Genomic DNA, 15,318 nt, shown 5'->3' with positions numbered 1-15,318 from the left:
GTCTTATCTTTTTCGGAAAAGATAAGATGGCCTTTTTATATACATTTTTTATGAATTAATTATAGAAACTTATTCCTTGGGCAAACTAATATGGAGTTGATTGACGTAATAGCTTATGAAAAAAATTGTTGGTTGCGAAATCCTTTTTCATCAGTTTTTGCATAGATTACTTAAATAAAAACCATACTATAGTTGAATAAAAATTTCATTGTAGCGAAAGCGAGGCATTAGAATGAAGGCAACAGGAATTGTTCGTCGTATTGATGATTTAGGGCGTGTAGTTATTCCAAAAGAAATTCGTAGGACGCTACGTATTCGTGAAGGCGACCCTCTTGAAATTTATACGGACCGTGAAGGTGAAGTCATATTAAAAAAATATTCTCCTATCAATGATTTAGGGGAATTTGCAAGAGAATATGTTGAGACACTTTATGAAACATTAGGAACACCAGCATTTGTCACTGACCGTGATGAAGTAATTGCTGTAGCAGGGATTGGTAAAAAAGAATATATTAATCGTCGCATTACATCCTTTGCGGAAGGTTTCATGGAAGAGCGATCAACAAAAATTGAAAAAATGGAAACAACGATTGAAATTGTCCCTGGACAATATGAGCAGGTAAAATCGTATTGTGCGACACCTATTATGGTAAACGGTGATCCAATAGGCTGTATTATTGTCTTATCAAAAGTACACTTTGTCGGTGAGGTAGAAGTCAAAGTAGTGGAAACAGCTGCTAACTTCTTAGCTAAACAAATGAATAGTTGATGCATGGAAAAGTTATTGCGATGACCTTTTAGGCTGAACAATAACTTTTTTTGCGTACATAAATAAGTCATTATAGGAACAGTAGTGCTACCTGGCGCGTCAAACTTTGGAGATATGCTATACTATGGGCATTGTTAAGAAGGAAAGAGGGCAATTTATGTCGCAACGTTTTGGCATGAAAAGCTACATGAAGGGTGCAGCTTTATTGACAGTTGCTGCCCTTATTGTAAAGGTTCTTAGTGCAATTTATCGTGTACCTTTTCAAAATCTAGTTGGAGATGAAGGCTTTTATATCTATCAACAGGTGTATCCCGTTATATCAATTTTCGTTGTTTGGACATCTAGTGGCTTTGCTGTGGCCATTTCTAAAATGCTTGCAGATAATGATTGCATTGCTGATACAGTAGAACGTCAGAAACGACGAAACACCATAATACGTGTGGTTTTCCGATATTTGACGATATTATCGCTATTATTTTTTGCAATTTTATTTGGAGGTGCTGAAATTATAGCCCGGTGGATGGGTGATGTTCAATTGGCACCTTTAATACGTACAGGCTCCCTTGTAGTATTGGTTATGCCAGCACTAGCAATTATGAAAGGTGGCTTTCAATCTAGAGGCATTATGGAGCCTATTGCATATGCCCAAGTTCTCGAACAAACGATTAGAGTAGCTGTTATTTTAATAGGCACCTTTATTATAATGACAACAACAAAATCACTTTATGATGCAGGGAAAATGGCTGTTATCGGTACAGTAATTGGTGAAGTTACGGCCCTGTTATTGCTTGCTTATATCTTTTATAAACGATTTGGACTTCGAAATAATCAACACCTACATCAGGTGAAAAGTATTTCAATTATTAAAGAAGTAACATGGTTGAGCTTAAGTGTCAGCATGAGTGGTCTACTATTACTTGGATACCAGCTGGTCGATTCATTTACGATTTATACATCATTGATTGACAATGGTATGGCACCTACATTAGCGAAGGAAACGAAAGGTATTTATGATCGTGGACAGCCGTTAGTACAATTAGGGGTTGTTATCGCTTCTTCGTTGTCGCTTGCTATTGTGCCACTTGTTGCTCATTTGTCGAAAAAACAAGAGGGGCGAAGTGCTATACCATTTATACAGTTAACATACAAAGCATCGATACTATTTGGCTGGTCAGCCTCATTAGGTTTAATGCTTGTCATGCCTTATATAAATGAAATGCTTTTTAAAACCAATACTTTATCAGAAGTTTTAATCGTCTATGTATTCCAAATCGTCCCATTGTCAATTATTCTTACATTTACGGCAATCTTACAAGGATATGGTAAATTAAAAAAGCCAGCATTATTTTTAATCATTGGCTTTTTGTTAAAAATCATATTGAATGTACGGTTAATTGGTTGGTTGGGTGTATTAGGTGCAGCTGTTGCGAATGATATTGGATTATTAGTAACAGCCTTCTTGCTTATTGTTTATTTGAAAGGATTGACTGGTATTCAATTTGCATCAGGAGACTTTTATAAAAAAGTAGGGGTGGCATCATTAAGTATGGCAGCTGTTGTACTCGTATGGTTACAAATAGCATCAGCGTTTTTAAGCCATTTGATGTCTTCACGTTTGATGGCGGTGGTGGCAGGTCTAACAGCTGTATTTTTTGGCGCATTTGCTATGCTAACGATTATTGCTAAGAAACGAGTGTTAGTAGAAAAAGAGTGGTATTTATTGCCGTTTGGACGCAGAATGGCTGTCTACCAATTATGGCTAAATTCAAAGAAGTAGGTGTGAATATTGAATACATTAACAATTATAGGCTTAGGTGCGGGGGATTTTAATCAGCTGCAAATGGGCGTTTATAGAAAATTAAAGGCTGCTAAAAAATTATATGTACGAACAGTGGATCATCCAGTATTAAAGGAATTAGAAGCTGAGGGAGTACAATTCGAAAGCTTTGATAAGGTTTATGAAAAACATGATGCATTCCAGCCAGTCTATGCAGAAATTGCAGATGCTCTTATTGAAGCTACTGCTGTTGAGGATATTATGTATGCTGTGCCAGGCCACCCATTGGTTGCAGAACAAACAGTACAATTACTTATTGCAGCGGCTAATAATAGTCGAATTAATTTAGTCATTGAGGGTGGTCAAAGTTTCCTGGACCCAATCTTTGGCGCATTAAAAATTGACCCAATTGAAGGCTTCCAATTACTTGATGGTACTAGTTTTTCAATGCATGACATCAACATGCGTCAACATATCTTAATTGCTCAAGTATACGATACATTTAGTGCTTCAGAAGTGAAGCTAACATTGATGGAAAAATACGCTGATGAGTACCCTGTGACAGTTGTTACGGCTGCAGGGTCTTCACAAGAAAAGATTGTAACGGTACCTCTCTATGAGCTCGATCAAAGTGTCGAAGTAAATAATTTAACAACAGTGTACGTTCCGCCTGTAAAATCTCAGGAAGAAGCATTGAGAGATTGGACAACATTCCGCCAAATTATTGCCACGCTAAGAGGTCCGAATGGCTGTCCTTGGGATCAAAAACAAACACATGAGTCATTAAAAAAATATTTACTTGAAGAAGCACATGAATACTTGGCTGCTGTAGATGCTGAGGATGATTTTGCAATGATTGAGGAACTTGGTGATGTGCTATTACAAATATTTTTACATGCCCAAATTGGTGAAGATCAAGGCTACTTTACACTAGAGGATGTTTTAGCTTCAATTAGCGAAAAAATGATTCGTCGCCATCCGCATGTTTTTGGTGATGTAGCAGTAGAGGATGCTGATGCTGTAGTTGCCAATTGGGAGGTAATCAAAGCTAAGGAAAAGGGTACTAGCGATAAACCATTATTAAAAGAAGAGTATAGAGCATCCTCTTCATTACAGACAGCCTATAACTACCAAAAAAGAGCTGCCAAAGTAGGTTTTGATTGGCCTGATGTGGAGGGAGCATGGGATAAGTTTGCTGAGGAATGGCAGGAATTCCGCCATGAGGTGACAAAAGGCTCAAATGCCTCCCGTCTTGATGAGTTTGGTGATGTATTATTTACATTAGTGAACTTAGCGCGTTTTTACAAGCTGTCTCCAGAAGAGGCCATGTTACATGCAAATGAGAAATTTGCTAGACGATTTGGTTATGTAGAGGAACAGGTGAAAATTAGTGGAAAATCATTTGCTGATTTTACATTAGAACAATTAGATGCATTTTGGAATGAAGCAAAGCAATTAGAAAAGGAGTAAAAAGATGAGACTAGATAAATTTTTAAAAGTATCCCGTTTAATAAAACGCCGCACTTTAGCTAAAGAGGTGGCAGATCAAGGGCGTATTACAGTCAATGGAAAGGTAGCAAAAGCTAGTAGTGCTATAAAAGCTGGGGATGAGCTAGCTATCCGTTTTGGTCAAAAAATAGTAACAGCTCGTGTTGAAGAATTACGTGATACAGTGAAAAAAGAAGATGCAGCAAAAATGTTTACAATTTTGAAAGAAGAAAGACTAGAAAAAGTTGAACCTGAATTTATCGATGATGAAGAATAGCGTTAAATTTATTTTCTAACTTACCTAATGTTGCCCTACCTTTCTTTTGTGGATGAAAGTAATGCACAACTTAAATAAAGTTTGTCATGCTTTGAAGGTTGTCCGCATAAAGTGAACAGAAGCTAGGACGACTAAAGGAGGAAGAAAATGACGCTACATCAAGAAAGTAATCGTTACACAATTCCATCTGGAGAGCATATTTTAACGATTCGTAATCGTAAAAGAATGGACATGACTTCTGTAAAATCAATTGAACGCTTTGATCAGGAAGAGTTTTTTATTAAGACGTCCCAAGGGCACTTGTTAATTCGTGGTGAGGAACTGCATATCGTTCATTTAGATGTTGACAAAGGATTATTGACACTTGAAGGAACTGTAAAAACCTTGCAGTACGACGAGGAGGAAAGTGGCTTCTCGAAAGGTTTCCTTCATAAGTTATTTGGATGATTGTTAGTGAACAATTTTATCAATTAATTGTCATGGTTTTGAGCGGTATAGCAGTTGGTTTCATAATTGATAGTGTAAGACTTATTGTTTTTTCAACTCCAAAAAGGTCAAGCCTTCGCAAGTGGATGATGATTTTTGAAATATTAACATGGATTCTACTTGGAGGATTGACATATTATTTATTATTTTGGCTAAAAGACGGCGCTTGGCGGGCTTATGACCCGCTAGCGCAAATAGCCGGAATTTTTTTGTATCAATCGTTTTTTCAAACTTTTTTACGTTTCGTAGCTAGAATTTTGGTGAATATAACATGGAGGCCCTTCTGGTTCATTGTACGTTTCATTGTCACTGTAATTCGACATATTTTGCAGCTATTATTAAATATAGTAATGTTTGTTATAAGACCTTTTGTCAAAATTTATTCGTATTTGTCCTACACTTTTTTTAAAAAATTACGATATTTGAAGTATAATAAAAAGCAACAATAATTTTCGGAGGTGCGGGCATGACTAGACGTCATTCATCAAATGATGAACAACAGAACTTCACAAAGCTTGATAATGACTATGTCCGTAACACGGATAGAGCTATAAATCGCAAACAACAAGCTCGTAAACGTAAAATGCGTCGTATTGTCTTTTTTGCGATTGTACCAGTCATTATTATCGCTCTTCTCTTAAATGTGCTGTCACATCAAAATGAAACATTAGCGGCAAAAGAGAAATCAAAAGAAGAAGCGAATAAGCATCTCACTGAATTGAAAGAGGAACAAGAAACATTAAACCTTAAAATCAAACAATTACAGGATGATGAATATATCGCGAAACTACTAAGAAAAGAGTATTACTTATCCGAAAAAGGTGAAGTTATTTTCATTATGCCAGATAAGAAAGATAAAAAGGACGACTGAAAAGCTATGTATTGTTGACACTCTTTTATTGTTATATATAATGAAAAGAGAAGCTTATAGTAGTAAAAGGTTTGATTAAATTGATTACATGGCTCAAAAGAGTCGCTTAATTTTTAAGGAGGAGCATTTTTTTTATGTCAATTGAAGTAGGCAGCAAGGTACAAGGTAAAGTAACAGGAATCACAAATTTTGGAGCATTCGTTGAGCTGCCAGATGGCAAAACAGGCTTAGTTCACATTAGTGAAGTTGCTGACAATTATGTAAAAGATATCAATGAGCATCTAAAAGTTGGAGATGAAGTTGAAGTAAAAGTGATGAATGTTGAAGCGGACGGAAAGATTGGTCTTTCAATCCGTAAAGCAAAGCCTCAAGCTGAGAGACCAGAGCGACCAGCACGCCCACGTCGTGAGAATCGTTCTAATGATCGCAACGAACGCCACCAGCCAAAAGAAAATTTTGAGCAAAAAATGGCACGCTTCTTAAAAGATAGTGATGAACGTCTAGCAACACTTAAACGTGCTACAGAATCAAAACGCGGAGGTCGCGGAGCTAGAAGAGGGTAGTTTGCTGACTGTTTTAATCGTAGAAAAAGTGTATGAAATAGAGTTGGGATTAGCTTGTTCATAGCTAATCCCTTTTTTCATGTCCCTATAGCGTAGAAGAAGGCCTTCTCTTCTTTTTTATAGGTGTTATATCCTTTTCGTCAGCAGGAGCGATAATTGCCTTTTCTGCTGGATGGGTCACCATTTTGACAAGTAAAAAAACACCATATATACTTACCGCAAGTCCGCAAAGTAATAGTGCTATTTGAACAAAAAAAGGTAAATTAATAAGAATTGAAATTAAAATAATCATCGAGCCGCTCCCACAAATTAAAGCAGCCTTCGTTAATGCGCCCAAGGAAAATGAACCCCCCTAAAAATAAATCTTTTATTTAGTATGCCATATTTTAAACTTTGTTACATAGAATTTTCAACGTAATGAGTGAATTCTAGGAGCCCATAGCTTACATTTTTAGAATAAAAATAGGCGCCTCAGAAGTAGATTCTGAGACGCCTATTTGAGATGACCCGTACGGGATTCGAACCCGTGTTACCGCCGTGAAAGGGCGGTGTCTTAACCACTTGACCAACGGGCCTACTATGGTGGCGGCCGAGGGGATCGAACCCCCGACCTTACGGGTATGAACCGTACGCTCTAGCCAGCTGAGCTAGGCCGCCAATATAGTAAATGGAGCGGAAGACGAGGTTCGAACTCGCGACCCCCACCTTGGCAAGGTGGTGTTCTACCACTGAACTACTTCCGCATGTCGTTAAGCAACAAGTTAAATAATACAAGCCAATTGCGTTAGTGTCAAGTAAGTTTATTAAAAAAATAATAAAAAATATAATTAATAAAAATTAGTGTAGAAGTGTTATTTTAGCGGATTTTTTGTTCTTACGTAGAAATGTATCGGTGCAGTAGTTTAATGAAGTACGAGATAGTACATAGAATGCCATTTAAGTATGGTGAGGTAAAAGTATAGACATTATTATTTTGTATCAATAAGGTGGTTTTTCAACGTTTTTCATAAATATAAGGCAACTGTGAAAGAAATTGTTGCCAGTTCTCGTATTTATGTATATCTATTAGTCGAAATATTTTAATTTTTTTCTGTCAACGTCAGACAATCTTTCCACACATAATTTTTTATAATAGCCAAAAGTGCGGAAAGGGGAAAGTTATATGACAAGTATTGAATGGTATAATACAACGAATGTAGAAGGCCGAAAAATAGGTATAAAAAAGAAACAAATACTGATAGGCTCTCTATTTTTCTTAACCGCTTTTTTTCTAGCTCAATCCGTTGTGTTCGAAGCAGCTGTACCGTTCTCTGTTCCTTTTTGGGCCATCATTCGAACGAAATATAGGGAGTATGCAAAATATGTTCTATTTGGTAGTTTAGTTGGTTGTTTTTTCCTTGGCTTTGGACAAGTCCTTATTCTAGCTTTACAGATCGTTATGTATGAATGTATTATGCGTTTCCGTTACTGGCAGCTGCCACAAAGCATTGCCGTATCTTTAGCTGTATTGCTAGTACAAATAATGTGGCAAGGAGTGATGTATCAAGGCTTACCACCAGTGCTTGTACAATTTTATGTAGGCTGTGAGGTAGCTCTAGCTCTTATTATGACGCTGTTTATGCAAGTGCTATTTGTTAACTCGTATGAATGGTTTACGAGTCATTGGACATATGAGAAGCTGGGTTCTGGATTAGTGGTGTTTGCCGCCATGCTTACAGGGATGCAAGCAGTTGTGTTTAGCTATTTTTCTCTCCCCATTTTTTTATTGCAACTCTTTATCTGTTTTGGTGCATTAGTTGGGAGTGTTCCCTTGGCAACTGTAATCGGGGCTGTGCTAGGGACGCTAATCGGTGTGGCAAAGCTTTCATTTACCGGCATGCTCTCAGTTGCAACTTTAACAGGGCTGTGTGCGGGTATGGGAGCGAAGGGTGGTAGATTTGGGGTTGCCATCGGAAGTATTTTACCAAGTGTGTTCTTTTTATTTTATGACGCCACATTGCCTTTAGATAGCGTTTATTTTACCTCTATTGCTATTGGTAGTCTTCTTTTTCTAATGATTCCTAAAAAATATTCAGATAAGGTAAGGGACAAGCTCTTCCCACAACGTGAGGAGGTTTTACTGGCACGTCAGAACTGGTTAACAGATCATGTAACATATAAGTTAGAGCATTTTCAGCATTTTGTTCAATTCATGAAGGAGCTTGTGTTTGATCGTTTTATGACGGCACCGGTTGAAGAAGCGAAGGAAGTTTCTCCAATGAATACTTGTTTAAGTTGTTTCAGATACGAACATTGCTGGGGAGCTAAAAATAATGGGATGGACAAGCTGATGACTGATTGGTTTCATATGAAAGGAGTAGGTAAAGAATCAGCTATCCACCGTGTAGAAGAACAAATACGCTATAAATGTGTGAAATCGACGAAGATTTTTGAGGAGTTAGATACGGAGCTCTATAGAGAACGGATTAACGGGCAGTATTTCCATGGCAAAAAAATGATTGCTCTGCAACTTCGTGATATGAGTAATCATTTAAACCAGTTAATTGCTGAGATGAAGGAGGATACGATTTCATTTGTAAGTGTTGAAAAAGAAATCGCTGAACGTTTAAAGGAGGCCCATATTGAATGTTTTCAACTTGATGTGCTTAGCAATAAGCCAGGAGCAAGAAAAATTGTCTGTGCTTTAGCGCCAGCACGGGTCAACTGGGAGGAAGATACGACACTAGCTGAACGTATGATATTGCCAATTCTTTATGAAATTTTTGATGAACCTTTTGAAATTGAAAAAGTAACAGCCTGTGAAATACCGTTTCGTCATGTACAAATATGCTTTAGATCAGCTATTAGCTTTGAAGTAGAGTATGATATATATAGCATGTCTAAAAATGCTACCTTATACTCTGGGGATTCACATGCCCTCTTCCAATTGCATCCAGGGTTATTTGCGATATTGTTGTCTGATGGTATGGGGCAAAGTAAAGAAGCACAACATGAAAGTAGAAAATTGATACATTTGATGAGAGAGTGTCTCAATTACAATATGAATCCGGAAACTGCGATGCATACATTGCATTATGTCATGTCATTAAAGCAACAAGATGATATGTACGCAACACTTGATTTTGCTCTCGTTGATTTACAGCATGGTGATTTGTGGTCGTGGAAGGCTGGAGGAATGTCGACCTATATTTTACGTGGGAAAGAAGTACTGAAAGTTGAAAGTAATGCAGCACCTGTAGGATTCTTATCAATTTCAGCAGTGGAGGCTGAGAAAAGGAAACTGAAGGCAGGAGACGTCATTTTAATGCATTCAGATGGTCTATTTTCAAGCGTAGCTGATTGGAGTGAGCAGGAGGAGGCGTTTTTAGCTTTTGCACAGCAGGTCGCAAGTACAAATAAAACCATTCAAGAAAAGTTAACTACGATTATGCAATCATTTCAAAGTTATTATGACATTGAGGACGATTGTACAGTACTAATGTTAGAGGTGACACATGTTGTACCGACATGGTCTGTTTTTAGACCAGCTCAATATTCTATGAGTCACTGATGATCAATAACAACGAAAAGGGGAGGAGAAGCGTTTGTCATTTGAATTAAAGGTCAAAACATTTATTGAAGAAGAGCAATTATTACAGCAAGGCGACCATCTTCTCATCGCCGTTTCGGGTGGAGTGGACTCAATGGCATTACTCCATTACTTTGTACAGACACAGGAGCAGTGGAATATTCAAGTAGAAGCAGTGCATGTTGATCATATGTTGAGAGGACAAGCTTCAGCTGAAGATAGAGCGTTTGTCCAAAAGTATTGTGACGACAATGGTGTTTCCTTACATGCTACCGAGATTCCAGTACCTACAATTATGGCACAGGAAAATGGTAATACACAGCTCATTTGTCGTAGAGAAAGGTATCGATATTTCAAAGAAATCTTGGGAAAAATAAATGCAAATAAGCTTGTAACTGCACATCATGCGGATGACCAACTGGAGTCAGTATTAATGGCCCTTACGAAAAACGCAACAATGAATAGTATGCAAGGCATACGTCCCCAACGACTTTTTGAAGGAAAATCATTAATTCGTCCGTTTTTAACGGTTACAAAGTCTGAAATAAGGGAATATTTACTTAGAAAAGGTTTGGATTATCGAGAAGATGCTAGCAATTCCAAAGATACTTATGTACGCAATCGATTTAGACATCATGTAGTGCCTTTACTGGAGGCGGAAAATCCTCGGGTAACTGAACAAATCACCCATTTCACAAAGCATTTACAAGTAGACGACGCCTTTTTAATGTCATTAGCCCAAGATGTATTTTCTCAAACCGTAATAAGAAGTAACGAAAATACATATAGCCTAGAAATTGAGGCTTTTCAATTGATACCACTTGCTTTACAAAGGAGGCTCATTTTAATACTATTAAACTATCTTTACAAAGATTCAAATACGATACAAAGTTTTGCTTTATTGACTTCAATTTTAAAGCTTTGTGATACAACAGCAGGGTATGCTGAAATTCACTTGCCTGAAGATTTTCTAGCAGTTCGCCGTTACGGGAAATTAACGATTCAGAAGAATAAACCATTAGAGGATCAAACATCTCCTGAGAAACAGATTATTTCAATTGCTAATGGATGGACAACACTGATAAATGGTGAACGCTTATGCGTAGTCAATTTGCATGATTTATCGTCTGAATTGCTGACGGATACTGCACAACTTTTTTATTTTAACGCTAGCAAACTCCATCTACCGCTTTACATTCGAGCACGGAAGGATGGAGATAAAATGCTGTTAAAAGGAATGGATCAGCCAAAACGCTTATCTCGCCTTTTTATAGATGAAAAGATTCCTTTAAATGAGCGAAATAGCTGGCCGTTACTGATTTCTCAAACTGATGAGGTGGTAGCGGTAATTGGTGTGCGTATGGGAATATTTTTTTCAACCACTCCGCAACCAAACGATGATACAGTGCTCATCGTAGACTAAGGTCTTTGTAAAATATTTCAACGTAATAGGTTGAAGATTTTTTGATACATCACGAGGAGGAATCGATATGTTACAAAATGACATCGAAAAAATTATGATTACAGAAGAACAATTGCAAGAAAGAATTGCAGACTTAGGAGCACAACTAACAGCGGAATACAAAGATGCATTCCCATTAGCTGTAGGTGTTCTTAAAGGGGCAATGCCATTTATGACTGATTTAATGAAACGTTTCGATTCTTTCATTGAATTAGATTTTATGGATGTTTCTAGTTATGGTAACGCTACTGTTTCTTCTGGTGAAGTAAAGATTTTAAAGGATTTAAATACAAGCGTTGAGGGACGTGACGTATTAATCATCGAGGATATTATTGATAGTGGTTTAACGTTAAGCTATCTAGTGGATTTATTTAAATATCGCAAAGCAAAATCCATCAAAATTGTTACATTACTTGATAAACCATCAGGTCGCAAAGTAAACCTATCTGCTGATTATGTTGGCTTTGAAGTGCCAGATGGCTTCGTTGTAGGGTATGGTTTAGATTACGCAGAAAAATATCGCAACTTACCTTATATTGGTATCTTGAAGCCTGAAGTTTATTCTTTCTAAGATACAAAAAGACCAGCTATTAAAGTAAGACCTCCAGCGCAAGTCACGTATTTTTCGTTATGTTTAACATAATTCAAAATCTTGACACAATGTTCAGCTAAATCAAGTCCAAGGAACAGGTACAATTACGCTGGGACGTATAAAGATGGCCTAAAAACTGTTTTGATAACGGCAAAAAGTGAACGAAACATTTTTTAAGTAGGGCTTTTCGTTGTATGATGAAATCATGATATGTTAAGATTTTACTTATAATTTTTCTGTTTGTAATGAGGAGGCTGGAGATGAATCGAATATTTCGATATACCATATTCTATCTACTGATTTTCCTAGTGATTATCGGTATTTTTGGTACTTTCAATGGTGGAAATTCACCAACGAAAGAATTATCTTATCATGAGTTTCAAGAAGCTCTAGATAAAAAAGAAATAACAAGTGCAACAATTCAACCTGATAAATCAGTTTACGTCGTTGAAGGTACACTGAAAGGTTATGAAAAGGGTCAAAGCTTTACAACGAATATCCCTCGTGATAACCAATCTTTAATGGACCGTATCGATGAGGCTGCTAGGGATAAAGATAGTAATATTAGTTATTTAGCAGCACCAGAAACAAGTGGATGGATCCAATTCTTTACGGGAATTATTCCTTTCATTATCATCATTTTCTTATTCTTCTTCCTAATGAGTCAATCTCAAGGCGGCGGAAATAAAGTGATGAGCTTTGGTAAAAGTAAAGCTAAGCTTTATGACGATCAAAAGAAAAAAGTACGTTTTACAGATGTAGCAGGTGCTGATGAAGAGAAAGCAGAGCTTGTTGAGGTTGTAGAATTTTTAAAAGACCATCGCAAGTTTACTGAAATTGGTGCGCGTATTCCAAAAGGTATCTTACTTGTAGGTCCTCCAGGTACAGGTAAAACATTACTTGCCCGTGCAGTAGCAGGTGAAGCAGGCGTTCCTTTCTTCTCAATTTCGGGTTCTGATTTCGTAGAAATGTTTGTAGGTGTCGGTGCATCACGTGTCCGTGATTTATTCGAAAATGCTAAGAAAAACGCACCATGTATCATCTTTATTGATGAGATTGATGCGGTTGGTCGTCAACGTGGCGCAGGTCTTGGTGGTGGACATGATGAGCGTGAACAAACACTTAATCAATTGTTAGTTGAAATGGATGGTTTCGGAGCAAACGAAGGTATTATTATTATCGCTGCAACAAACCGCCCAGATATTTTAGATAAAGCGTTATTACGTCCTGGTCGATTTGACCGTCAAATTACAGTAGGACATCCTGATGTAAAAGGACGTGAGGCGATTCTTAAAGTACATGCACGCAATAAGCCATTAGCAGATACAGTTGATTTAGCAGCAGTTGCACAACGTACGCCAGGTTTCTCAGGTGCAGATTTAGAAAACTTATTAAACGAAGCAGCGCTTGTTGCGGCTCGTAAAAGTAAACGCACCATCAATATGGCAGATATCGATGAAGCTTCTGACCGTGTAATCGCTGGTCCAGCTAAAGCTAGCCGTGTATATTCAGCCAAGGAGAAGAAACTTGTATCCTTCCATGAAGCCGGCCACGTAGTTGTTGGTCTTGAGCTTGATGAAGCAGATACAGTACACAAAGTAACAATTGTTCCGCGTGGTCAAGCGGGTGGGTATGCGATTATGTTACCGAAGGAAGAGCGCTTCTTTACAACAAAGCAAGAGCTTTTAGATCGTATTGCAGGTCTCCTTGGTGGTCGTGTAGCTGAAGAAATTGTTCTTGGTGAAGTTTCTACTGGGGCACATAATGATTTCCAAAAGGTTACAAGCATTGCTCGTGCAATGGTTACTGAATACGGAATGAGTGAAAACCTTGGTGCTATGCAATTTGGTTCAAGTCAGGGCGGTAATGTATTCCTTGGTCGCGACTTTAATTCAGACCAAAACTACTCTGATTCTGTAGCTTATGAAATCGATAAAGAAATGCAAAAAATTATTGATACTCAATATGAGCGTACAAAACGTATCCTAACGGAAAAACGTGAGCTGCTTGATTTAATTGCCAATACTTTAATGGAGAAAGAAACGTTAAATGCACAGGAAATCGAGCATTTGCGTGACCATGGTGTTTTACCAGAGCCAGAGGCTGTAGAAAAAATTGAGGATAATACGCCGAAAATTGAAGCGAAGCCAACATTAGATACAATTGGTAAACCAGTTGTTGAAAAAGAGCTACTGAGTAAAGAGCCGAATCCAACAACTCTTGATTTAGCTAAAGAAAATAAAGAACAACAAAATGATGCTCCTAAAGGTATCGATGAAAAACGTGATTAAAAGTAGGAAGACTGTTTACTAATTTGGTAAGCAGTCTTTTTCTTTGCCTTTTATTACTAATAAGCATTAGGATATAGGAGTGAAAGATAAGCTCTATACGAATCTTCGTTAGAGGATATTTTATAGATAGGAGTGTTTAAGCATGGGAAATGTAACATTGAATAATGGACTTAAAATGCCTTTAGTTGGTTATGGCGTTTTTAGAGTACCTGAAGGAGATGACTTAGCTGAAGCTGTAAAAACAGCAATTGCAAAGGGTTATCGTAGCATTGATACAGCACAGGTATATCGTAATGAAGAAAGTGTTGGACGAGGAATACGTGCAGCCATAGAAGAAGGTTTAGTAACTCGTGATGAACTATTTATCACATCAAAAGTTTGGAACGATGGTCTTTCCTATGACGAAACACTTGCTGCTTACGATAGTAGTTTAGAAAAAATCGGGTTAGACTATTTGGATTTGTATTTAGTGCACTGGCCAGGGATTGACGAAAATTACATTGAAGTTTATAAAGCACTAGAAAAAATATATCAAGATGATCGAGTACGTTCAATTGGGGTTAGTAATTTCCACGTACACCATTTAGAAAAGCTTTTGAAGGAAACTACTGTTGTCCCTGTTATTAATCAAATCGAATTCCATCCGCATTTAACACAAGAGGAAGTTCGTGCTTATTGTCAGGATAAAGGCATACAGGTGGAGGCGTGGTCTCCATTGATGAATGGTTCCCTACTAGAGGAAGCCTTAATTCAAGAGTTAGCATCTAAATACGATAAAACGCCTGCGCAGATTGTATTACGCTATGATGTACAACATAATGTAGTTACGATTCCAAAAACGATGACACCTACACGTATGGTCGAAAATCTAGATGTTTTTAACTTTTCTTTAACAGATGAGGAAATGGCGCAGTTAGATGCGTTAAATGATGGATTACGTTGCGGTCCAGATCCAGAAACATTTAATTTCAAATAATTTCAATGGGGCTTCCTACTTTAAGGAAGCTCCTTTTTAAAGAACAATGTTTTTTGATTACTCTTCAAAATTTATGACATTCATAAGAGGTATTGAGGTAAATGTGGGCTTTTGACGGTGTTCCGTTTTTCTGCGTGTGTTTGACAACTGATTATCAAACAAAAAGCGTTCATTTCCACCATTTAGACGAGAGGGACA

Annotated in this window: 14 protein-coding genes and 3 tRNA genes; 13 read left to right on the top strand and 4 right to left on the bottom strand. The window is 37.4% G+C overall.

Annotated elements, in window-relative coordinates; all coding sequences use genetic code 11:
* The first annotated feature begins 232 nt into the window (after positions 1–232).
* From spoVT to ABC382_RS14820, 8 genes are all read left to right on the top strand, one after another.
* Entirely contained in the window at positions 233–769 is a 537-nt protein-coding gene (gene spoVT, locus ABC382_RS14855) for a stage V sporulation protein T (RefSeq protein ID WP_274795165.1), read from the top strand.
* A 157-nt stretch (positions 770–926) separates the two neighbouring features.
* Complete coding sequence (locus tag ABC382_RS14850; protein ID WP_322611847.1) at positions 927–2,546, top strand: putative polysaccharide biosynthesis protein; 1,620 nt, start codon at positions 927–929, stop codon at positions 2,544–2,546.
* A gap of 9 nt (positions 2,547–2,555) precedes the next feature.
* Positions 2,556–4,016, top strand: coding sequence for a bifunctional methyltransferase/pyrophosphohydrolase YabN (gene yabN / locus ABC382_RS14845; RefSeq protein ID WP_322611848.1), 1,461 nt, complete (start codon positions 2,556–2,558; stop codon positions 4,014–4,016).
* A gap of 4 nt (positions 4,017–4,020) precedes the next feature.
* Positions 4,021–4,311, top strand: coding sequence for an RNA-binding S4 domain-containing protein (locus ABC382_RS14840; RefSeq protein ID WP_322605661.1), 291 nt, complete (start codon positions 4,021–4,023; stop codon positions 4,309–4,311).
* A gap of 147 nt (positions 4,312–4,458) precedes the next feature.
* Entirely contained in the window at positions 4,459–4,758 is a 300-nt protein-coding gene (yabP, locus tag ABC382_RS14835; RefSeq protein ID WP_004229167.1) for a sporulation protein YabP, read from the top strand.
* Positions 4,755–5,246, top strand: coding sequence for a spore cortex biosynthesis protein YabQ (gene yabQ / locus ABC382_RS14830; RefSeq protein ID WP_312507368.1), 492 nt, complete (start codon positions 4,755–4,757; stop codon positions 5,244–5,246). Before yabP ends, yabQ begins: the two co-directional genes overlap by 4 nt.
* A 17-nt stretch (positions 5,247–5,263) precedes the next feature.
* Entirely contained in the window at positions 5,264–5,668 is a 405-nt protein-coding gene (locus tag ABC382_RS14825) for an FtsB family cell division protein (RefSeq protein WP_274795170.1), read from the top strand.
* Between the two features lie 134 nt (positions 5,669–5,802).
* Positions 5,803–6,231: a S1 domain-containing RNA-binding protein gene (locus ABC382_RS14820; protein WP_274795172.1), complete on the top strand. Its 429-nt coding sequence runs from the start codon at positions 5,803–5,805 to the stop codon at positions 6,229–6,231.
* A gap of 85 nt (positions 6,232–6,316) precedes the next feature.
* On the opposite strand, the gene ABC382_RS14815 is transcribed toward ABC382_RS14820, so the two are convergent.
* The 4 genes from ABC382_RS14815 to ABC382_RS14800 form a co-directional block, all read right to left on the bottom strand.
* Complete coding sequence (locus ABC382_RS14815) at positions 6,317–6,568, bottom strand: hypothetical protein (RefSeq protein WP_312507367.1); 252 nt, start codon at positions 6,566–6,568, stop codon at positions 6,317–6,319.
* 166 nt (positions 6,569–6,734) lie between these two features.
* Positions 6,735–6,806: transfer RNA gene (locus ABC382_RS14810), tRNA-Glu, on the bottom strand.
* A gap of 5 nt (positions 6,807–6,811) precedes the next feature.
* Positions 6,812–6,888: transfer RNA gene (locus ABC382_RS14805), tRNA-Met, on the bottom strand.
* An 11-nt stretch (positions 6,889–6,899) separates the two neighbouring features.
* Positions 6,900–6,974 (bottom strand) — tRNA-Gly (locus ABC382_RS14800).
* A 419-nt stretch (positions 6,975–7,393) separates the two neighbouring features.
* Between ABC382_RS14800 and ABC382_RS14795 the strand changes: the two genes are divergently transcribed.
* The 5 genes from ABC382_RS14795 to ABC382_RS14775 all read left to right on the top strand — a co-directional run bounded on the left by ABC382_RS14795 (position 7,394) and on the right by ABC382_RS14775 (position 15,120).
* A complete protein-coding gene (locus tag ABC382_RS14795) occupies positions 7,394–9,781 on the top strand; it encodes a SpoIIE family protein phosphatase (RefSeq protein WP_322611849.1) in 2,388 nt (795 codons plus the stop codon).
* A 34-nt stretch (positions 9,782–9,815) separates the two neighbouring features.
* Positions 9,816–11,222 carry a tRNA lysidine(34) synthetase TilS gene (gene tilS / locus ABC382_RS14790; RefSeq protein WP_322611850.1) on the top strand — a complete coding sequence of 469 codons (1,407 nt, stop codon included), beginning with the start codon at positions 9,816–9,818 and terminating at the stop codon, positions 11,220–11,222.
* Positions 11,223–11,289: 67 nt separating this feature from the next.
* Positions 11,290–11,832, top strand: a complete 543-nt coding sequence (gene hpt / locus ABC382_RS14785) for a hypoxanthine phosphoribosyltransferase (RefSeq protein ID WP_274795176.1) — start codon at positions 11,290–11,292, stop codon at positions 11,830–11,832.
* A 281-nt stretch (positions 11,833–12,113) separates the two neighbouring features.
* On the top strand, positions 12,114–14,144 hold the full coding sequence (gene ftsH / locus ABC382_RS14780) for an ATP-dependent zinc metalloprotease FtsH (protein WP_274795177.1): 2,031 nt from the start codon (positions 12,114–12,116) through the stop codon (positions 14,142–14,144).
* Positions 14,145–14,286: 142 nt separating this feature from the next.
* Positions 14,287–15,120, top strand: coding sequence for an aldo/keto reductase (locus ABC382_RS14775; RefSeq protein WP_274795178.1), 834 nt, complete (start codon positions 14,287–14,289; stop codon positions 15,118–15,120).
* Positions 15,121–15,318 lie beyond the last annotated feature (198 nt).

It is taken from the genome of Lysinibacillus phoenicis (assembly GCF_047238325.1).
Taxonomy (GTDB): domain Bacteria; phylum Bacillota; class Bacilli; order Bacillales_A; family Planococcaceae; genus Lysinibacillus; species Lysinibacillus irui.
Note: the sequence above shows the minus strand (reverse complement) of the source record. Positions and strands in the feature narration are given on the sequence as shown.

Coding starts and splice junctions, on each gene's coding strand:
- yabP (WP_004229167.1), top strand. CDS start 4,459: ATGACGCTACATCAAGAAAGTAATCGTTACACAATTCCATCTGGAGAG.
- spoVT (WP_274795165.1), top strand. CDS start 233: ATGAAGGCAACAGGAATTGTTCGTCGTATTGATGATTTAGGGCGTGTA.
- yabQ (WP_312507368.1), top strand. CDS start 4,755: ATGATTGTTAGTGAACAATTTTATCAATTAATTGTCATGGTTTTGAGC.
- ABC382_RS14775 (WP_274795178.1), top strand. CDS start 14,287: ATGGGAAATGTAACATTGAATAATGGACTTAAAATGCCTTTAGTTGGT.
- ABC382_RS14840 (WP_322605661.1), top strand. CDS start 4,021: ATGAGACTAGATAAATTTTTAAAAGTATCCCGTTTAATAAAACGCCGC.
- ABC382_RS14825 (WP_274795170.1), top strand. CDS start 5,264: ATGACTAGACGTCATTCATCAAATGATGAACAACAGAACTTCACAAAG.
- ABC382_RS14850 (WP_322611847.1), top strand. CDS start 927: ATGTCGCAACGTTTTGGCATGAAAAGCTACATGAAGGGTGCAGCTTTA.
- hpt (WP_274795176.1), top strand. CDS start 11,290: ATGTTACAAAATGACATCGAAAAAATTATGATTACAGAAGAACAATTG.
- ABC382_RS14795 (WP_322611849.1), top strand. CDS start 7,394: ATGACAAGTATTGAATGGTATAATACAACGAATGTAGAAGGCCGAAAA.
- ftsH (WP_274795177.1), top strand. CDS start 12,114: ATGAATCGAATATTTCGATATACCATATTCTATCTACTGATTTTCCTA.
- ABC382_RS14820 (WP_274795172.1), top strand. CDS start 5,803: ATGTCAATTGAAGTAGGCAGCAAGGTACAAGGTAAAGTAACAGGAATC.